General features: G+C 40.8%; 17 protein-coding genes. 5 read left to right on the top strand and 12 right to left on the bottom strand.

The window, feature by feature from the left end:
- The first annotated feature begins 266 nt into the window (after nucleotides 1-266).
- Complete coding sequence (locus AXW61_RS04380) at nucleotides 267-1433, top strand: cupin domain-containing protein (protein ID WP_062032721.1); 1167 nt, start codon at nucleotides 267-269, stop codon at nucleotides 1431-1433.
- A 26-nt stretch (nucleotides 1434-1459) separates the two neighbouring features.
- Here AXW61_RS04380 and AXW61_RS04375 read toward each other — a convergent pair whose 3' ends face one another.
- A complete protein-coding gene (locus tag AXW61_RS04375) occupies nucleotides 1460-3358 on the bottom strand; it encodes a 7TM diverse intracellular signaling domain-containing protein (RefSeq protein ID WP_062032718.1) in 1899 nt (632 codons plus the stop codon).
- A complete protein-coding gene (locus AXW61_RS04370; protein ID WP_081408262.1) occupies nucleotides 3355-4041 on the bottom strand; it encodes a response regulator transcription factor in 687 nt (228 codons plus the stop codon). The genes AXW61_RS04375 and AXW61_RS04370 overlap by 4 nt, the downstream gene beginning before the upstream one ends.
- 298 nt (nucleotides 4042-4339) lie before the next feature.
- Here AXW61_RS04370 and AXW61_RS04365 point away from each other — a divergent pair, with 298 nt between their 5' ends.
- The gene (locus tag AXW61_RS04365; protein ID WP_062032715.1) at nucleotides 4340-6010 is read left to right on the top strand and encodes an FMN-binding glutamate synthase family protein; all 1671 of its coding nucleotides are present in this window, start codon (nucleotides 4340-4342) and stop codon (nucleotides 6008-6010) included.
- Between the two features lie 58 nt (nucleotides 6011-6068).
- Here the strand turns inward: AXW61_RS04365 and AXW61_RS04360 are convergent, their stop codons facing one another.
- Genes AXW61_RS04360 through AXW61_RS04345 form a run of 4 tightly spaced genes read right to left on the bottom strand, consistent with a single transcriptional unit; the run spans nucleotide 6069 to nucleotide 9777 of the window.
- Nucleotides 6069-7100, bottom strand: coding sequence for an alpha/beta hydrolase (locus tag AXW61_RS04360; RefSeq protein WP_004696940.1), 1032 nt, complete (start codon nucleotides 7098-7100; stop codon nucleotides 6069-6071).
- On the bottom strand, nucleotides 7100-8212 hold the full coding sequence (locus AXW61_RS04355) for a YdcF family protein (RefSeq protein ID WP_062032711.1): 1113 nt from the start codon (nucleotides 8210-8212) through the stop codon (nucleotides 7100-7102). The genes AXW61_RS04360 and AXW61_RS04355 overlap by 1 nt, the downstream gene beginning before the upstream one ends.
- 4 nt (nucleotides 8213-8216) lie before the next feature.
- Nucleotides 8217-9254: a UDP-N-acetylmuramate dehydrogenase gene (gene murB, locus AXW61_RS04350; protein WP_062032708.1), complete on the bottom strand. Its 1038-nt coding sequence runs from the start codon at nucleotides 9252-9254 to the stop codon at nucleotides 8217-8219.
- 13 nt (nucleotides 9255-9267) lie between these two features.
- On the bottom strand, nucleotides 9268-9777 hold the full coding sequence (locus AXW61_RS04345) for a low molecular weight protein-tyrosine-phosphatase (RefSeq protein WP_062032705.1): 510 nt from the start codon (nucleotides 9775-9777) through the stop codon (nucleotides 9268-9270).
- 114 nt (nucleotides 9778-9891) lie between these two features.
- On the opposite strand from AXW61_RS04345, the gene AXW61_RS04340 reads away from it, so the two are divergent.
- Nucleotides 9892-11052, top strand: a complete 1161-nt coding sequence (locus AXW61_RS04340; RefSeq protein WP_062032701.1) for an iron-containing alcohol dehydrogenase — start codon at nucleotides 9892-9894, stop codon at nucleotides 11050-11052.
- A gap of 51 nt (nucleotides 11053-11103) precedes the next feature.
- Complete coding sequence (locus AXW61_RS04335; protein WP_058951902.1) at nucleotides 11104-11547, top strand: thioesterase family protein; 444 nt, start codon at nucleotides 11104-11106, stop codon at nucleotides 11545-11547.
- Here the strand turns inward: AXW61_RS04335 and dnaX are convergent.
- The 6 genes from dnaX to AXW61_RS04305 form a co-directional block, all read right to left on the bottom strand.
- Nucleotides 11540-13630: a DNA polymerase III subunit gamma/tau gene (dnaX, locus tag AXW61_RS04330; protein ID WP_062032698.1), complete on the bottom strand. Its 2091-nt coding sequence runs from the start codon at nucleotides 13628-13630 to the stop codon at nucleotides 11540-11542. The genes AXW61_RS04335 and dnaX overlap by 8 nt on opposite strands.
- A 61-nt stretch (nucleotides 13631-13691) precedes the next feature.
- Nucleotides 13692-14420: a hypothetical protein gene (locus AXW61_RS04325; RefSeq protein ID WP_062032696.1), complete on the bottom strand. Its 729-nt coding sequence runs from the start codon at nucleotides 14418-14420 to the stop codon at nucleotides 13692-13694.
- Between the two features lie 86 nt (nucleotides 14421-14506).
- Nucleotides 14507-14962, bottom strand: a complete 456-nt coding sequence (locus AXW61_RS04320; RefSeq protein WP_062032693.1) for a copper resistance protein NlpE N-terminal domain-containing protein — start codon at nucleotides 14960-14962, stop codon at nucleotides 14507-14509.
- Between the two features lie 71 nt (nucleotides 14963-15033).
- On the bottom strand, nucleotides 15034-16284 hold the full coding sequence (locus tag AXW61_RS04315; protein ID WP_062032690.1) for a serine hydrolase domain-containing protein: 1251 nt from the start codon (nucleotides 16282-16284) through the stop codon (nucleotides 15034-15036).
- 68 nt (nucleotides 16285-16352) lie between these two features.
- Entirely contained in the window at nucleotides 16353-17207 is an 855-nt protein-coding gene (locus AXW61_RS04310; RefSeq protein ID WP_062032687.1) for a MaoC/PaaZ C-terminal domain-containing protein, read from the bottom strand.
- Nucleotides 17208-17354: 147 nt separating this feature from the next.
- On the bottom strand, nucleotides 17355-18746 hold the full coding sequence (locus tag AXW61_RS04305) for a 3-oxoacyl-ACP reductase (protein WP_062032685.1): 1392 nt from the start codon (nucleotides 18744-18746) through the stop codon (nucleotides 17355-17357).
- Between the two features lie 240 nt (nucleotides 18747-18986).
- On the opposite strand from AXW61_RS04305, the gene AXW61_RS04300 reads away from it, so the two are divergent.
- Nucleotides 18987-20504, top strand: coding sequence for an acetyl-CoA C-acetyltransferase (locus tag AXW61_RS04300; RefSeq protein WP_062032682.1), 1518 nt, complete (start codon nucleotides 18987-18989; stop codon nucleotides 20502-20504).
- Nucleotides 20505-21262: the final 758 nt, after the last annotated feature.

Raw genomic sequence — 21262 nt, 5'->3', positions numbered from 1 at the left:
ATGGTACGAGGCATAGCGAATAGTAAAATTGGGTTTGGCGATTTGATTTTACTACTTCGCTATTTTTTTAAGCTAAAAGTGTCAACACACCCTATTTTTCTTCACTATATTTTAGATCGATTATGCTGTAAAAATTTTGATGCCTACAATCATAACGACTGAGACAAACTCAATTTATTTAAATAAATCTAACGATACTTGCACATAGACATTCGATCATAAGACAATAGTCACAATATTGTTTTAAATTTGCTTAGGCTATTTTCATGTCCCAATCTCTTGATGTTCTTGGCGGTATTACAGCTGAACAATTCCTTGCCGAATATTGGCAAAAAAAGCCATTATTGGTCCGCAACGCGCTGCCTGAAATTATCAATATTTTAGAACCTAGCGATATTATGGAACTGGCTTTAGATGAAAATGTCACAGCTCGTCTCATCAAACAAAAAGACCGTGACCCAAATCAGTGGTCGGTCAAGTCTTCACCGCTGTTAAAAGCTGACTTCCAAAAGATGCCAAAACTCTGGACTTTATTGGTTCAAGCCGTAGACCACTACTCTTTTGACTTAGCAGCACTGTGGAAAAAATTTCCTTTTATTCCGCAGTGGCGCCGTGATGACATCATGGTGTCTTATGCACCTAAGGGTGGCTCTGTCGGAAAGCATTTTGACTTTTACGATGTCTTTTTAGTTCAAGGTTATGGTCATCGTCGTTGGCAGTTGGGTCAAATGTGCGATGCTGAATCTGAGATTGTTGCAGGCCAACCTTTAAAATTACTGCCTGAAATTGACGTACATTTTGACGAAGTATTAGCACCAGGTGATCTACTTTATGTACCACCAGGTTTATCACATTTTGGTGTAGCTGAAGATGACTGTCTGACCTTCTCTTTTGGCTTCCGTATGCCAAACGTCACCGACATGGTAGACCGTGTAGGCGACAAACTGTCTGATAACGCTCTGCTGCGTAATCCATTGCTCGATATTGTCCGTGACCAACAAAGTCCGATCGGTCAATTAACACAAAACGAATTGGATTATTTAAAAGCAGAAATTTTGGCGCAGCTACAAAATTCAACTTTGCTTGAAGATGCTATTATGACCTTGATGTCAGAGCCGAAATACCCTGAAAATATTCCTGAAGCTGAAGAAATTGGCACAGGAGATTTAGAAGGTATTTTAGATCAAGGCTATCAGCTGATCTTAGAACCCGCTTCTCGCCTACTTTATACTCACGATGAAGATGAATTCTTATTTTGGGCCAACGGTGAAGGGCTATGCATTTCAGAGCAATGTGCACCATTACTCAAGAATTTAGCAGATGGTGAAGCACTGTTACTTGATGAAAGCTTGTATGATGCCGATATTCTAGAAGATATTGCGATGCTGATGAACGAATCTGTCTTAATGCTACTCCCACCTGACGAAGCTTAAGCAAACCAAGTGCTGAGGAATCTAATCTACTCAGCACTTTCTCCCTCACCAAACCTTAAACTGGCAATAATTTTGGTACAGCCTTTTTCAGATTCGATATTGAGCTCAGCACCAATTTTTTCTAAACGCATTTTCATACTGCGCATACCAATGCCCATCCCGTGGTTAAGCACACACTCCACATTAAAACCTATACCATCATCCTGAATAATCATGACTAGGTGAGTTGTACTTGGATAATACATTTTTACATCAATATGCCGTGCTTGGCTGTGCTTCACAATATTGGTCAAACTTTCTTCAAGCACACGAATTAAAGTCAAACATTGTAGTGCTGTCGGTTGTATTTCCCATGCCTCCGGAATGCTCCAAGTCGCCTCAATGTCCAACTCATCCATGATCTGACTAAACCGATGCCGAACAGGAGCAATCCATAACACTGGATTATCTGGCGTTTTGTTATTGGTTAAAGAACCACTGTCAATAATTTGTCTTAAATCATCTCGAAGCAATTTGAGGATGGATAAAAATTGTTGATTCGACATGGTGCTGGAGCTCTGATCCACTAAAATCATGGAACGAACCAAAGATGCACCCAAACCATCATGCAAATCATGTGCTAAATGAATACGTTCTTGTAAGCGGACATTTTCAAGCTCTAATTGATGTCGAGCATATAAACTAGAGGACAGATTACTGGTTACAAAGCTTACTCGCTGCTCAAGTTCACTATTAAATCTTTGTATTTTTTTAATATTTTTATCTAATCGCGTTGCAAGAATAATCACAATGAAAAAAGTGATCACTGGTGAAGTGTAAGGCGACAAAGGCTGATGCTCATTAATATGTCCATCAAAAAGTATTGAAATATCGTAAAGCATGACCACAAGAATCAAACTTAAACAAACCGCTAACAAAATAAAATCACGGCGCTTGGTCTTATAAGCACGATAAATCACAAAGCAGAATGATGCGATAAATAATGCAATACACAACAAGAAAATCACAGCAAATACGATATTGACCATCAAGCTCGGGATAAACAAGATGGTGACAATACACACTGCAGCAACTAAAAATAAGGTTTTCTCTAACTCAGCAAACTTTGTCTTCACAAAACGTAGCAAGTAAATGCAAAAGCAAACATTGTATAAAACAAAAAAAGTCAGGTTAGTTTTCATGACCCACAAGGAGTTTGGATATGGAAACACTTCTCGGTTGATGACATTCCAAATAAACAATACCCAAAACAAACAGCTAACAGAAAACCACAAAAATGTCGTTTCATTGCGTCTAAAAAACCAAATGACAAAGCACACCAAACCCAAGGTGGTGGAAATGACTAAGTTGACTTGAAACAGCGTCCTTTTATTCCAAATTCTTTTTTGTTGTTTATCATATGCTGTTGTGATATCAGAAAATTCTAAATTACCTAAACCCGGACTTTCATAACTATTACCAACCACATAGACCCAAATTTCATTGTTTTTTTGTTTTAAGCTTTCGACAGGAAGGATCCAAAAACGCGGGGTATTCCAACTTTTGGATAGAGGCTCAACTAAATGCTTATCTTTCCAAAGTAAATTTCGATTAAAAAAAACAGCGCCTGCGCTACTCATGCCCTCCACAGAAAATGCTAAAGGCTGCTTCAGTTCATTACTGTCGTTACAACTCCAATGCCAATTAAAATGGTACCAAACGCCGCCATCGTAATGTGGCCAGCGTTCTGTCCATACGTCAGGATTTTTGACCTCTACCCATCCCGTCTTCGGAACAACATCGATAGAACTTGTTTTCACCACAGAAATTTTATCGACATTCACTTTACAGGTTGGACTAACAACAAAGTTTGTTTGTGCGGAACTGGCAAAACTAAGCACACACAAACACAGTGTGACAAAAATGCTCAGCCAGCCATTTCTCATAAAATACCTAAAGAACGCGCAGTGCTGACTGCTTTGGTTCTTTTTGAAACAGAAAGCTTGCGGTAAATATGCTTAATATGGCTTTCAACGGTATAGCGCGAAACAAATAATTGCTCAGCAATTTCGCGGTTACTCAGGCCTTGTGCCACCAAATTGAGAATTTCAGTTTCTCGATTGGTCAGTTGATCATAGTCCTGACCATCCAACTGCTCTACACGCTCAGTTTGGGGGGTATTTGAGGTTGAGATTTGATTTAAAATCTCTTGGGCAATAAAGGGGTCAATCGGTGCACCACCGCGCAAAATACTCCGTATCGACATCAACACTTCGGCATCATCACGTTCTTTCAATACATAGCCATTCGCTCCCGCTTTAATCGAGGCAAATAAGCTTTGCTGTGTACTCCATGCCGAAATTACTAAAATTAATGCGCTTTCATCTATGTCTCTGAGTTTTTCAATTAAAGTGATGCCATTTCCATCAGGCAACCCTAAATCGACTAAGGCTAAAGAAATCGGTTGTGAGGCAATGATTTGCATGGCTTCAGCTAAATTTTTAGCAAAAATCAGCATATCTTGACTATAGCCCAGTTCCGACAGAATCAGATCTAGACGTGAGCGAATCATGGCTTCATCTTCCACGATTAAAACAGGTGCAGGCAAAACAGTTTCCTTATTTTTCACTGAAGCGTCCCCTTTTTCTTATCATTCTTGAACCACACTATACCGATGCAAGCTTGGCCTAACCTATCCCTAGAAGTAAGTAATTTATAATTTTTTCTTTTGAACAATAAGCGCTTATTCATATTCATTTTATATACTTTAAATTCTGAAAGATATCAATCTGTACAAAATTTATCCATAATTTTAATATTGGATTCCCACAGCAAATAATAACGGGCGTAACAACAATTTATTACTTGTAGATGAAACAGAGACTTGGCACATTAGGTTTAAACAATCTGGAAGGATGCCCAGCCATATGTCTAGCCCTGCTCAATCCATACGTCATAAATTACTGAATACATTTTTTTCACGGCACTCCATTTGGCTACTGTGTATTTTTATTTTTTTGAGCATTTCTTTTTTTCATTATAGCCATACTCCCATCTATATTAATTATTTTATTTCGGACACTTTCCTGAACAGTATTTGGCTGATTACAGGTTTACTGAGTCTTGTTGGCTTGCATGATGTTTTACAAAATAAACATTCTATCTTAAAGAACTACCCGATCATGGGGCATTTTCGTTTTATTTTTGAAGATTTCCGCCCTGAAATTCGCCAGTATTTTATTGAGGCCGATCAAGACGCACTGCCTTTTTCGCGTATGCAACGTAGTTTAGTATATCAACGTGCAAAAAACCAAAATGCAGATAAACCCTTCGGCTCCATTATCGATGTCTATGCGGACAATTACCGCTTCATGACTCATTCACTGAGCCCATGCACACCTGCTGACCCTAAAACCTTCCGTATTCTGGTGGGCAATTCGCAATGCTCACAACCTTATAGTGCTTCTATTTTCAATATTTCAGCCATGAGTTTTGGCAGCCTGAGTGCCAATGCTATTCGCGCTTTAAATAAAGGAGCACAAATGGGTGGTTTTTACCATGATACTGGCGAAGGCAGTTTAAGTCCGTACCATCTTGAATATGGAGGCGATATTGTTTGGGAGTTAGGCAGTGGTTATTTTGGTTGCCGTACTCTAGATGGTCAATTTGACCCTGAAAAATTTGCCGTTCAAGCCAAGCGACCTCAAGTCAAAATGATCGAAATCAAGCTGTCTCAGGGAGCAAAACCCGGTCATGGCGGGATTCTACCGAAAGATAAAATTTCTGAAGAGATTGCTGAAATACGAGGCGTCAGTCGTGATCATGACTGTGTTTCCCCCTCAAGTCACTCGGCTTTCAAAACGCCAATTCAGATGATGCATTTTATTCAAAAACTGCGTGAGTTATCTGAAGGTAAACCAGTCGGTTTCAAGCTGTGTATTGGTCAGCCTTGGCAATTTATGAGCATTGTCAAAGCCATGCTGCATACCCAAATTATTCCTGATTTTATTGTGGTAGATGGCTCCGAGGGCGGGACTGGTGCAGCGCCTATCGAGCTGATAGATAATATGGGCGTACCACTACGTGAAGGCTTACTTTTTGTACACAATACACTGGTCGGCGCGGGTTTACGTGATCAGATCAAAATTGGTGCCAGTGGTAAATTGGTCAGTGCCTTTGATATTGCTAGTACCATGGCAATTGGTGCAGATTGGGTCAATTCTGCACGAGGGTTTATGTTTGCGGTGGGCTGCATTCAAGCACAAAGTTGTCATACCAACCAATGCCCTGTCGGTGTTGCAACGCAAGACAAAGAGCGTCAAAAAGCACTACATGTGCCCACTAAAGCCGAACGTGTGCTGCATTTTCATGACAACACATTAAAAGCACTTTCGGAAATGATTGCTTCAGCAGGCTTAAAACATCCAGCAGAAATTAAAGCACGCCATTTAGCACAGCGCATTAATGACCGAGAAATTCGAAATTATGCGCAGCTACATTTTTGGTTAAAAGATGGTGAACTGCTGTCTTGTGAAAATAAAGATGAAGAGAACTTCTATTTCCGTATGTGGAATATGTCTAAATTAGAACATTTCTAAATAAAAAGGAGGCTGATAAAGCCTCCTTTTTATTTTCGATAAGAGAAATCACAGAATGTTAGTAATATCCACTCGATGAACCCTGCGCATGTAAAAAGGCTGGGATTAGACCTGTTAATGCCGCACGAATATCCGAACGCTCATTGATCAATTGATGTGAACCTTCCTCCAACATCAATAAGGTCTGTAGGCGGAACTTTTCACGAATAAACTCAATGTTATAACGCCAGTCTACCGTCTGATCCAAGGCACCTTGAGCTAACCAAACTGGAATACGACAAGCTGGGCGCTGCTCCATTTCCAACATCCATTTGGACATAGCCAAAATCCAATCCATACCCATCATGCGAGGTTGTAGCGGATCTTTTAAACGCACAAAGCGTAAGAACTCTGGGTTATGGTTATTCCGCCTAAAATGACGCGGCACTTGACGTTTAATCCGTCTAATAATGCCTAATCCAACCGAGTTATGCCACCAAGCGGATTTTGCAGGTCGAATGAGTGGCGACAACAACAAGACACGTTGTACATAAGGGTTTTCACGACGTTCGGCAAACTCAAGCAAATGATGCATCAAAATTGCACCACCCGTGCTCTGCCCTATGCCTAACCACGGTTGCGGCAACTGCTCGGCATGTTTAACATAACGCACCACAGCATGTAACACATCTTGATAATGATCAAAATTTTGAATATTCGCAGGTGATCCATCACTGAGTCCATGCCCCGGAAGATCATAGGTCAGTACACTAAAGCCTTGTTCAAGCAACTCTTTAATAATAGGTTGATAAATTCCGCTATGTTCTAAATAACCATGCAACAGACAGACTGAACCTTTGATTTTTTCAATTTTTGGTGCAAAAACTTGGACATGCAACTTAAATAAGGGCATTTGAACATAACCTTGCCAGTGATCACAGTCCAACGCATCTAAACCGTATAAACGACGATAAGATACCATCTCCACCGATGCCTCATACGGCTGGTTTAGATTCAAAGGCATTAAAAGCTGTGGTGTTGTCTCACGACTCGGCACAGGAAGTTCAAGCTGTTTGAGTACCGATGGATTTAAAAAAGGAAGTTCAGGCATTATGGAATCTCCCTACAGTCACTCGAACCCAACAGTACATCGCGTATCGTTGCGAGCATTTCATAATTGGCACGGCGACTATGATCATAATTTTGTTCACTTGGACGCCATTGGGTTAATTGGGTCGGCATAGGTGCCTCAATCGGCTGTGTTTCGATACCATTCAAAGCAAATAAACGACGTGTACGTGGCATATGATATTGATCTGTAATTAAAATCACTCTAGGCGCACCACCTTTTTTCTGCAACAGCAAAGAGCTAAAGCGCGAGTTTTCGCAGGTATTCATACTACGATCTTCCAATAGTTTCGCATCGACTCCACGCGCCTTTAACCATTTTTGCATATACGGGGCTTCGACACCGCTAAGCACAATGGGCAGCTTGAACTGTTTTTCGACCTGCAATGTGGTTTCAAGACGTAGTCGCGTATATTCATTCACCACAATATCTTTACGGTTTTTATCTAAAGTTAATCCACCACCCAAAACGACTATGGCATTCGGCATGTTTAATGCCGCTTTTCTCTCTTCATTTTGTGCATGTATTTGTGCGATGTCCTGATAGATTTGTTCATCTATCGGCTCTTCCTCTACAGTCTCTACTTTATGCGTTTTTAAAAAGTCGAGATAATTTTCCATCAGGGCTTTATTTTCTTTGCTATTCAGCTCTAGTAGTTCTTTGACATTTTCAGCCGGGTCAACCTCAGAACTTGCCGTCTCAACCACCAAAGGAATTTGAGGCTTTTGCTCTTTTTCTTGCTCTTCACGCTGTTCAGAAATAATTAACTGTTGCAGTGCTTTATAACGCGCCTGAATCGTGGTTAGGTTTTGCGAATTATGTTCTTTGATTTGCTCTTCCATCAACTGTAAGTACGCTTGGCGGGCAATCCACAAATCAGAACCTGGTTCTAAGCTTTCTTGCTCACTGAGTGCTGCCATTTTTTGACTTTGTGCTGCAACTTCATTGACGTCTACAGGGACAAAGGCATTCAATGTCGCCACAATCAGCTTTGAATAAAAAGGCGTATAAATAAAAATCATTAAACAGCCGAAAAATGCAAACAGCACCGAAGTGATTTGCATTAAACGCACCATTTTATGGGTTTTACTCATACGCTTAATGATCCTGATGAGATTGGATTAGACCCGCCGAATTAAATAGCACAGGCTCAGGTTCCAACAAAACTTTAAATTTATTATACACATCCTGCTGTACTGCACGGTATGTGCTCTGTACATCGTTCAAATCTGCATTGGCATAATTCACTAAAACCAAGGCTTGTTTGGCAAACATCCCTACCACACCGAGCTGCTTACCTTTCCAGCCCGATTGATCAATCAACCAACCAGCTGCGATTTTAACATCACCATTCAGCTGCGGATAATGTGGCAGTTTTTCAAATTGTTGGGCTAAAAGGTCATAAGCTTGCTGACTAATAATTGGATTCTTAAAAAAACTGCCTACGTTAGGAAATTCTTTCGGATCAGGCAATTTACTTTGACGAATCTGAATCACTTGTTGTTGTAAATTAAAAGCAGTGAGCTCATCACCCACGGCTTGTTTTAAGTCACCATAGCTAATTTTCAAATCTTCTTTTTTCAATAACTTGAAAGTCACATGTGTAATCACATAGCGATTTGGATCATCTTTAAAAATACTATGACGATAACTAAATGCACAGTCTTTAGCTTGAATATCGCTAAATGTTTTCAACTGTCGGTCATAGACTTGCACGCTTTCGATGAACTCACCGGCCTCTACACCATAAGCCCCAATATTTTGTACAGGAGATGCACCCACGAGGCCTGGAATCAATGCCAAATTTTGTAAGCCAAATAGATGGTGTTCTGTCGTCCAAAGCACAAAGTCATGCCAAACTTGACCCGCACCAACCCGTATAGTTGTGGTAGTTTCATCTTCAGACAGGTTTTCTACGCCTAGAATGTTCATATGCACAACCAAAGCATTAATTTGTGCGGGAAGCAGCATATTACTTCCACCAGATAGAATCATGACATTCAAAGCGTGTTGCTGTGCATAATCCAATGCGTCTACAAGCTCATCTGGACTGTGAATTTGAACATAATGAGAGGCTATCGCATTTAAGCTTAACGTATTAAAAGGTTTAAGCTGTTTTTGTGTTTCGATTTGCATGCACGAACCTTAATTACTGTTCAAATTGTTGTTTAAAAATACTGACCCACGCTTGGCTGCTCGACTCACATTGGTCAAGAACACGTTCAAAACCATCAAAGCCACCATAGTAAGGATCAGGTAATGCTTGCTGCGGATACTGTGCGTCATGCTCAGACATGAGTGCAACTTTAGCGCGGAGAGATTGAGCACCAAATTCAGTTTGCGCAGTTTGATACAACGCTTGAATATCATCAAAATTACGATGATCCATCGCCAAAATTAAATCGAAATGGACAAAGTCACGGGCCTGTAACTGTCGTGCACGTAAGCTGGATAAATCATAGCCCCGTTTTAAAGCATGTTCTTGACTACGCAAGTCAGGTGCTTTGTTGGGATGGTAATTACTGGTTCCCGCCGAATCGATTTCGATATTGAGCTGATGTGCATCACAAAAATGTCTGAGAACCACTTCTGCCGTGGGAGAACGACAAATATTTCCTAAACAGACACATAACACCTTATAGGGCGCTGTGAATGACATAACCACCTCGAAACAGCTTTATTTTCAAGTGTCTTATGTTAAGTTATTTAGAGGATGAATCCTATAGAAGTACAAAACAATATTGTTGGATAAGATATAAAAAAGGATGCTGTTATGAACCAATTTCAATTTCAAACTGTGCCGAATATTATTTCTGGCTTAGGCAGCATTCAGCAACTCAGAGGCATTTTAACAGCACGTCCTTATCAGCATCTGTTATTGGTTACAGATGCAGGCATGTTAAAGCATCAGCTTCATCTTCCCATCTTAGAAATATTAGAAGATCTCTCGCTCACTTATAGTATTTACAGTGAGGTTGAAGCAGATCCAAGTGAGCAAATTGTTTTAAATGCGGCTAATTATGCCAAACAGCAAAAGGTAGATATCGTTTTAGGCTTTGGTGGCGGCAGCTCTATGGATGTTGCAAAAATTATTGCCATCCTCAGCCATCCTGCACAGCAGCAAAAGTTATCAGATCTTTATGGGGTGAATAATGCCCAAGCACCTCGTCTACCCTTAATTTTAGTCCCTACCACTGCAGGGACAGGCTCTGAGGTCACACCAATTTCGATCGTCACCACAGGTGAAACGACAAAGACTGGAATCGTAGCACCCGTTCTTTTTGCTGATGTAGCAATTTTGGATGCGACTTTTACTGAAAACCTGCCGCGTCATATTAGTGCTGCTACAGGCATTGATGCGATGGTACATGCGATTGAAGCTTATACCTCTAAAATCAAGAAAAATCCCTATGCTGACATGTTGGCGAAACAGGCTTTAAAACTGCTGAATCAAAACCTCAGTTTGGTGCTAGAAGATGGTCGAAATTTAGAAGCTCGACAAAATATGTTGGTCGGTTCAATGCTGGCAGGACAAGCCTTCGCCAATGCCCCAGTCGGTGCTGTTCATGCACTTGCTTATCCATTGGGTGGGCATTTTCACATTTCTCATGGACACAGTAATGCCTTAGTGCTGACAGAGGTTTTAAAGTTTAATCTGCCGCTAGCTAAGCAACATTATGCGGAACTGATCTGCTGGCTAGATCCAAAAAGTACAGGCTGTACCGATGGCCTTTCTGATCTTTTCGTCGATCATATGCAAAACCATTTAGACCGCAGTGGTTTAACCCTAAAACTCAAGGCATTGAATGTTTCTGAACACAGTCTAGACCAGCTTGCAACCGATGCCATGTTACAAACACGCCTACTACAAAACAACCCAAGAGAACTAGAGTGGCAACAGGCACGCGAAATTTATCAAGCCATTTACAGCTAAGCCATATAATTAACTTAGGCTATTTATAATACGATTTTCAGGATGATATCGATGAGACAGGCTGCAAAGACACGTGACCAATTTCATTATTTTTTACCGATTCAGACACGTTGGTCGGACAATGACCTCTATGGCCATGTCAACAACGTCACCTACTATAGCTATTTTGATACTGCCGCAAATGCCTTACTGATAGAAAAAGCAAATTTTGATATTCACCAATCCCCTATTATTGGTTTAGTGGTCGACTCAGCATGCAGTTTCTTACATGAGTTGTCTTATCCTGAGATTATTGATGTTGGTGTGACTATTTCCAGAATAGGAAACTCTTCACTCACTTACGAACTTGCCATTTTCAAATTTGGTCAAGAAACTGCTTCAGCTCAAGGACATTTTATTCATGTTTTTGTAGACCGTGAAACACGAAAAAGCACCCCTATTCCCTCTGAAATGCGGAGTGCTTTGCGCCACTACTTAAGCCATGACATTACTTAAGTTGGATATTATGTAATTCACCCTCAAAAGTTTGTACAAGACCTTTGACCGTATCTTCATTTTGCAGTAACTCATGCGCACGTTGAAATGCTTTTTGCTTGCGCTGCGCCTGCATGGTGTAAGGCGTAATCGTTTCAACTTCTGCATATTTCACATCAAAACGCGTCTGAGGCCATTCAGCTTTGAGCGCATCTTCTAAGACATGACGTAATTGGGTGAGGAGCTGCTCATAACGCTGCGGAATCATAAACACAGACTCGGCATTAATTTGCCCAGCCATTAAACCTTGCTGAGCCAACTCTTGTACCGCGGGTGATAAGCCGCTACTTCTAAACCAGTATTCCCACTTCTCCACCGTCCACTCACCGACCAACTTCTGCGGTTGTAGCTGCAAAATATCTTGTGGCATTAAATCGACTGATGCAGATGAAACCTGTTCAGGTTGAGCAGGCTCTACAATAGCAGTAACAGTTTGCTGGCTTTCATTTTCTACAACTTGAGAGTCCTCAACATTAGCAACTGAAAGTACTTCACTTGCTAAATCAAACGACTCCGCTTGCACAGCAGGTTCAGCTATTGCGATGACATCTTCAAGGGGAGCATCATTTTGAGTTTCTAGGTCTAGCGGTACAATTTCATCAAATAAGAAATCATCACTATTCGGTTCATCATCATTGCTTTGCGCATTAAATTCGTCTGCTTCATCTAAATCGAACAGCACTTCATCACTTGAAGGATCGAAAACGATTTGATCAGATTGCTGAGATGTATCCACTGGTGGTTTATTATCTTCGGGGCTTTCTGAAAGATTTCCATCATCAAATTCAGGCTCTGCATTCTGAGTTATTGCAGCGTCTTCAAATGCCGCATCAACGTCTGCATCTTGAGCATCTTGCTGCAAAGCCGTTTCTGGATCAGAAGTCAGTATTGCCGTTTGTTGTACAGATTCGGATTCAACTACAGCGCTATTAGCCTGAGCCACCAGCACTTCATTCGGTTGTAATGGACGGAACGCCAACATACGCAGCACCGACATTTCAAAGCCTTGCTCTTGGGTGACTGCTAGCTGTAATTCAGCACGTCCTTTACATGCAATTTGGTAATAAAGTTGCAAGTCTTGCGCAGCAATTTGCTGAGACAATTGCATGATTTTTTTATTAATTTCAGCACTATATTTGAGACTAAGTTCTGGCAAATATTGTAGTAATGCCAATTCATGTAAAGTCGAAATCAGCTGATCCAAAACTAAAGATACATCCAATGCTTGCTGGCGGAATTGCATCAGCAACTCACTCACCCGTTGTTTTTGGTTTTGATGTATCGCAAGGATCAGATCATAAATAATGGTACGATCGATTAAACCCAACATCTCTTTGACATCTTGATGCTGGATAGCGCCCTGACCGTAAGCAATCGCTTGGTCTGTCAAAGAAAGCGCATCACGTAATGAGCCTTGGGCAGACTCTGCAATTTGCCAAATCGCATCTTGTTCGGCTTGAATGCTTTCTTTATTTAAAATATTCCCCAGATGCTCAGTAATTTCATCTACAGCCAACGGACGTAGTGTAAATTGCAAACAACGCGAAATCACGGTAATTGGGAGCTTTTGCGGATCTGTCGTTGCAAAAAGGAATTTCACATGTTCAGGTGGTTCTTCCAATGTTTTGAGTAAAGCATTAAAAGAATGCGTAGACAGCATATGTACTTCATCGATCAAATAGACCTTAAAACGACCTTGTGTCGGCGCATAAGGAACATTGTCTAAAAGTTCTCGCGTATCTTCAACTTTAGTCCGTGATGCCGCATCGATTTCAATCAAGTCAATAAAACGACCTTCATTCACGGCAGTACAGGTTGGACATACTTCACACGGCGTCGAAGTCACACCTGTTTCACAGTTCAAGCACTTCGCCAAAATACGGGCAATGGTGGTTTTTCCGACCCCACGCGTTCCTGTAAACAAATAAGCATGGTGCAAACGCCCACGCTCTAAAGCACTGGTTAGTGCTCGAGAAACGTGGTTTTGACCCACTAGCTCATTAAAATTGCGAGGACGATATTTCCGTGCAAGTACTTGATACATGTATGCTCCTTTTTATAGGCCTAAGCATACTGTTTTTTTGCCAAAGAGTGAATGGAGTGAGTTAATTTACAATCGAAGATCCAACAATCTTTTCTATTTGATCACTTTGTAAAACATTAAATTCATATTTAGAATCATTTTGATAAAATACTATTACTTTATCCTGATACATATCCAAAAGCTTTACTTCATTCCTCTCCCCCTTTTCACTTTTCATAAAGACAATAGGAGCAGTATTTATATAAGCGATTTTGATTTCTGCATTTAAAGCAGTTGTACAGATAAGAATAAAAACAAGGCTAACTCTTCTAGTTATATTATTTAATTCTTTACTAGAAACTGTTTTTAAAAGTGATCCCCAAGTAAATGCTGTCCAAAACATTACTTCTGTTGTAATAAGAAAACCAAACTTTTGAAAAGCAACCAATACAAAATAAAGTAAGACTATAGAAAAAACTGCGTAACCACGAACAAAAGACTTTCTCTTCTTATCTAATAAATTCTTTATTGCATCCGCATTATCCTTATAAAGAATTTTTCTTTTTTTCATGCAAAGTTTAATAATAAGCTTATAAATAGCTTCAGATGCAAATGCTCCTAGAATTAAAATTACTACAAGCGCTAAAACTCTCAGAACTTCAATAAAAAACACCGATGGTGGTAAAATAGATAGCAACCAAAGTGCATCTAACCTATAGTAAAAATAGGTTTGTGAAGCCATTGTAACAACAAGCGCTACTGCCGAAATAGCAGCAATAATATCTGTTAGGCTAGATTCCTTAAATTTCATATTTTTACAAGCTAATTGATTATTTCCAAATTATCCAAAAATTCTCAATATTTCAATAATTAAACTAAGAGCTAGCCATTTGAAAATTAAGCCAGTTTCACTAAAATAAAATCACTCTGCATTTGATATTTTTTTCCAGTCACATCTTCACGTATTTCTAAAACACGATCTTCTAAATCGACATAAAGTAAATTTCGCGTGGTTACGTTCACCAACTCTACCTTGTGCTGATCTTGAGCATTAAAACGAAGTGCTCCAGTCAAAGTTTCGATTTCATTATGGCCACTCAAACTTTCTCGTTTTAGGGTATAGGTCATGTTTTCATGCAGCTCTAGTGCAACTGCCATACCCGGACAGTCTTCACAACGGGACAAACACCCCATACACGGCGTTGTCCCCTGATAACTCCCAACCCACGCAGGAATAATCTGCTTTTGTTCTGCCACTTGAAGTTTAGACTGATCATGTTGCGTTTGATTCGCCTCGGAACAACCTAACAATAATCCTGTAGCAACCAGCGGGATAAGAATGGGAGCCTTCATGTCACAAATATTCAAAACCTAAACCGCGACGAACATAACATATTTTAGACGATGACTAAATCTCAGACCTGTCAAAACCAACCTTTTTTGCCTGTTAAGACCGCATCTACGCAGCGTAAACTTTCTTGGCTCAAAGCCCAAAGTCGATAATCCCCAGTTAAAGAACCTGTAGCAAAGTTATGTGTATAAGCAAAACTTAAGCCTCGCTCACTATCGCCCCAAGCCCCTGAACCATTAAAGCCCATATGACCAAAACCTTGCTCTGCGGTTTTGCCTAGGGTTAATATACGGTGATACCCCAAGCGCCAATGCATAGGTATCGGCATCACACGATCTCGATAGCTATATTGCACTCGACTCAACTCAGAAAACACATCTGGACGAATCAACTGCTGACCTTTCCAAATTCCTTTTTGAGATAGCATCGCATACACTTTGGCTAAACTATTGGCTGTAAATACACCATTTGCCGCCGGAATAATCGCCTGAATTGCATCATCACGATAAAAGCTGACCTTTTTCATGCCTTTGGGAATCATGCCATCCTGAAAGTCTTGTGGATCTTGCCCTGACCACTGCATCGCTTTATCCAGCAATGAAACTTTACGCACTTTCGTTGGACTTTTTTGATTTGGTTGGATAGCTACAGAACGAGTAATAGGTCGTGCGATACGTTTTAATTCAGCACTCGGTGCACCAAAGTAAGCCCCATCTAGCTCAAGTGGCTTAACTAAATAGGTTTGAAAGAGTTCAGTTAAAGGTTTCCCTGTTGCTTTTTCCAAAGCACCACCGACTAGCCAACCAAATGACAAAGGTTGATAAGCAGCATCTTCACCAATTGCAAAACGTGGTTGTGCCTTTTCAAATACGTCTAACATATGTGTCCAGTCCAACATTTCTGTTGCATCGGCAATGTTATTACGAATATCAAATAATCCGCTTTGATGACTCAGCACATGTCTTAGCGTCATCTTTCCTTTACCATTTTGGGCAAATTCAGGCCAATAATCCGCAATCGGTTGGTCGTAGCTCAGCACACCTCGACTGACTAAAATATGCGCCAAGGTTGCGAGCACGCCTTTGCCTGTCGAATAACACACCGACATGGTATTGGCCTGCCAAGGAGAATCTACCGCTGCCAAACCCGTATAGATATCGACAACTTTTTCACCCTGAAAATATAAAACACAGGCTGCACCACCATATGCTGAACGAGCATCCTGTAAACGGCTAAACAGATGGGCAACACTTTGAAAACGTGGGTCAACATAGCCTTGGTAATGGTTCGGATTCGCTTGTAAATATTGTTTTAAAATTTTCATTTACACATCCTTGTATTTTTAAGCTGGCATAAAAAAGCCCAGTGTAATCTAAACTGGGCTTTTTAAAATTATAGTGCTTTGACCTGTCCCGTCACATGCGGTTTTTGATTCTTACTATTTCGAATTAAGAAAGCGGTATTTACACCATCTGTAGCAGTCATAAAATCGACTGTTGAGGGTAAATACATCGGCAGTTTAAACCAAACATCCGCTTCATAAGCATCAGGCAATGTGATCGAAGCCAACGCTCGCGCCTTACTCCACATGCCATGCGCAATGGCTTGTTTGAAACCAAAGGCTTTTGCTGTCACCGCATGAATGTGGATGAGGTTGAAGTCGCCCGAGGTTATTGCATAACGACGACCTGTGTTTTCAGAGACTTCCCAGACTGCATTCGGCTGATAATCTGGAGTCGTTGCTTCAACTAATTTTGGTGCTGTTTTACCATCGGTCTTTTGACGTGCTAAATACGTGGTTAAGGCTTCAACCACCACTTCATTGCCAACTTTCACCGTGGTAATAAAATCGAACTGAACACCTTTATCATGTGGCTCAAGCGCGCCATATTTACATGATAAAGTGAGGGTTTCATTGACACCAACTTTACGCATTTGTTTGACTTGATTGCGAATATGTACCAAACCTAGCACAGGAAATGGAAACGGCTCTTGCCCCATCATGTGCATTTGTAGGCTTTGCGATAATACGGCCAAATAAATCGCAGGAATATAACCATTATTTTTAAAGCCACATACTTCGTTATAGGCTTTCAAATGCTTTTGATCGACGTTAAAAGAATCCACCACATACTCAACCTGCGGTAAGACTTTTTCACCTTTTGGCTTTTTAAAGATCAAACCTTGAATGACTTTCGGATAAGCCATATATGGTTTTGGAAGTTGACTAAAATGGCGAGTCTTCATACTGAACCTTTGAGAAGTTTTTATTTCAATATTTTTGAAAGCTCCTTCTCCCTCAGGGAGAAGGTTGGGATGAGGGAAAACTCCCTCCCTTTTATAATATAAAGAATTTATCCCTCCCTAAAGGAGAGATAAATTCAAGCTTTTAAATTAAGCACCCAACAAACTTTGACCACAAACACGTACAACGTTGCCGTTTAAACCAGTCGATGCTGTCGCTGCAAATAAAGCAATGGTTTCAGCAACATCTACAGGTAAACCACCTTGGCTCATCGAGTTCATACGGCGACCCGCTTCACGGATTGCAAATGGAATCGCAGCAGTCATTTGCGTTTCAATGAAACCTGGTGCAACCGCATTGATAGTAATGCCATTCGTCAAAGTTGGAGCAGTAAATTTAACCACACCAATGACACCTGCTTTCGACACAGCATAGTTGGTTTGACCTAGGTTACCCGCAATACCTGAAATCGATGATACACATACAATACGACCATTGGTATTTAAACCCTCGTTGGCAAGTAAATAATCATTTACACGTTCAATTGCAGACAAGTTAATGTTAATCACCAAGTCCCAAAGCTCAGGCTTCATATTTGCCAAAGTTTTGTCACGAGTAATACCTGCGTTATGCACGATGATGTCTAAACCACCTTGAGCAGCTGCCGCAGCTTTAATTTTCTCACCAGCATCATTTGCAGTGATATCAATTGCCAGTGTTGAACCACCGATCTCACCTGCAACACGGTCAAGATCTGCTTGCTGCTGTGGTACGTCTAAACAAATCACATGCGCGCCATCACGTGCCAAGACATGCGCAATCGCTTCACCAATACCACGGCTCGCACCTGTCACTACAGCAGTTTTACCTGCCAGTGGTTTAGCCCAGTCTACATCTACAACATCAGCTTTAGAAACACGAATCACTTGACCAGAAACATAAGCAGAACGTGGAGATGCTGCAAAACGTAAAGTTGACTCAAGATTTGCTTCTGCACCTGCATCCACATAAATCAAATGTGCTGCAATCCCCTTTTTAAATTCTTTACCGACAGACTTCACGAAGCCTTCAAGCGCGCGTTGTGCAATCGCTTTTTTCACGCTACCCGCAGTTTCAGGTGTCGTACCTACTACAATTACACGACCAGAAGCAGCCACTTGACGTGCGATAGGATTAAAGAAGTTATATAACTCATTGAGTTGCTCTGATGACTCAATGCCAGATGCATCAAAAATAACAACTTTGAATTTAGACTCTTTGTCGCCTGCATTAAATGCACTTAAATTTAAGCCCACTTGAGCCGCAGCTTGCTGTAACTGTGCATTGTTACCTGCATAGCTATTGGCGTGAACATTGGCCAACACTTGCGCAATTGCACCAGATAATGAACTGTTTGCTGCTGCACCCAGTAAAACAGCACCTTTAATCACAGGCGTTGCTGACTCAAAACGGTCTAAAAAAGTTGGTGCAGGTAAACCCAAATTTTTAATGACAAATTTACCAATTGGAGATTTTGCAAAAGTTTGGTATTGATCAGTCATGTTTTTATCTCTCATACAAATTAATTGTTGATGGATTCAAAGATATCCTTTTAACTTCAAAGTGATGTCTAGAGTCTTATATTTCAATAGTTCCATCGGTTTCTATAGAATCATACTTGAGTTATAGATGATATGTCTTGACCTGAAAGCCTGTTGCAATGTCATTCTAGTCAATTCAGCCATTTTTATAATATGCTAATGTACACCCTAAGAATAGATTAACATGCTTGGAAAAGCCTTATGAGCAAAACAACTCAAGAAAATCCAGCAGTGGAAAATTCTGCTACGGAAACTGTGTCAAATACATCAAAAAGTACATCTCGTAGAACTAAAAGTACTGGCACAACAACCCAATCAGTAAATAATACGACTAAGCCGACTCGCACTCGTGCTGCGTCAACTCGTAGTAAAAGCCCCGCTTCTTCTACAAATGCTTCAAAACCAAAAACTCAAACTGCTGTTCAACAGGATCAAACCATGAGTCAAAACACTGTTCGCCGCGTGGCTATTATCGGTGGTAACCGTATTCCTTTCGCTCGCTCAAATGGCGCATATTTCACCGCTTCGAATACAGATATGTTCACAGCAGCGCTAAACGGTCTTGTTGAACGTTTTAACCTTCAAGGTCAACGCCTTGGTGAAGTGGTTGCTGGTGCGGTACTTAAGCACAGCCGTGACTTTAACATGACCCGTGAATGTGTACTAAACACTGCACTTGCACCAGAAACACCTGCTTACGATATTCAGCAAGCATGTGGCACTGGCTTACAAGCAGCTTTCTTAGTTGCCAACAAAATCGCACTGGGCCAAATTGAAGTGGGTGTGGCTGGTGGTGTAGATACAACTTCTGATGCACCAATTGCGTTTGGTGATGGTTTACGTAAAGCATTGCTTGAACTCAACATTGCAAAAACGGGTAAAGACCGTTTAAAAGCTTTAACTAAAATCAACCTAAAAGACTTGATGGATGCGCCGAAAAATGGTGAGCCACGCACAGGTCTTTCTATGGGTGATCACCAAGCGATTACTGCGCTTGAATGGGGTATTGCACGTGAAGCACAAGATGAACTTGCTGCATCTTCACACCAAAAAATGGCTGCGGCTTACGAAGAAGGCTTCTTCGATGACCTGATCACACCATTCTTAGGTTTAGAGCGTGACAATAACTTACGTGCTGACTCTACGGTTGAAAAACTTGCTAAGCTCAAACCAGCTTTTGGTAAAGGCGATGCACGTACCATGACTGCGGGCAACTCAACCCCCCTTACGGATGGTGCGTCTTGTGTGCTTTTAGCATCTGAAGAATGGGCGAAAGCAAACGGTCACGAAGTGCTTGCTTACTTAACCTTCCAAGAAACAGCTGCTGTTGATTTCGTTGAGAAAAAAGAAGGCCTATTGATGGCACCTGCTTATGCAGTTCCACGTATGCTTGAACGTGCTGGCCTTAAACTTCAAGACTTCGACTACTACGAAATTCATGAAGCATTTGCATCGCAAGTTCTTTCAACGTTGAAAGCTTGGGAAGATCCAAAATTCTGTAAAGACCGTTTAGGTTTAGATGCTCCACTCGGTTCAATTGACCGCACTAAACTCAACGTAAAAGGTTCTTCACTTGCAGCAGGTCACCCATTTGCTGCAACTGGTGGCCGTATCATTGCTACTGCTGCGAAATTGATTAACCAAAAAGGTTCAGGCCGCGTACTGGTTTCAATTTGTGCCGCTGGCGGCCAAGGTGTAACAGCGATTATTGAAAAATAATCTCGCCTTCGCCGTTAAAAAGCACCTCTTTTGAGGTGCTTTTTTACTGGTCAAAATAATCAGTTCAATCTATAAATAAAATCATAAAATAACCAAATACAAAACTATGCGAAATTCATCCCTATTGTTGGCTTATCTCAATACACCAATTCGCTGTTATTATTTTTACCTCATTCCCTTAGGACTAGCACTCCTTGTGGTCAGTTTTGATGTTCACTTTCAAGGAGTATTTCCAACCACCATCGCATCCAACTTGTCGAGTCCGCATAAATTTCTCAATGACTTTTTTCTATTTGTACTTTCATCTGTATTGCCCTTATTTTTATCAATTATTTTCGCGTACAGCTCAACAGACAACAAATCCTGTCCATTAAACAACACTACGCAAAACTGAATACACAACAATGTTCAATGTTTAGCCCGTTAGGCTTATTGTTTTTTATTTTTATGTTGCTATTTTTCTGCTTAAGCTGGTTTTTGATCAGTGATGAAATCCCATACACAGATTCCAGTACAAAGAAAGGCGCAACCATGGTCTATCTAAAAGGCTTTGCTCATCCGTATATTAGTGCTGTAGTGAATAGCTTACACTATGCCCTCACGGTTCTTTTTGCCTTGATGATCCCTTATATTTTCAATGTCAGAAAATTCACATAAGAATCACTGTCTTGTCCTGAAATAGATTGACAGTATTCCACTTCAAACCGAGTTAAGCAATTAGCTCGGTTTTAGTTTGCTCATACATCTGATTCGGGGTG

This window comes from Acinetobacter sp. BMW17, from assembly GCF_001592855.1.
GTDB classification, from domain to species: domain Bacteria; phylum Pseudomonadota; class Gammaproteobacteria; order Pseudomonadales; family Moraxellaceae; genus Acinetobacter; species Acinetobacter johnsonii.
This window is presented reverse-complemented; position numbering and strand designations above follow the sequence as displayed.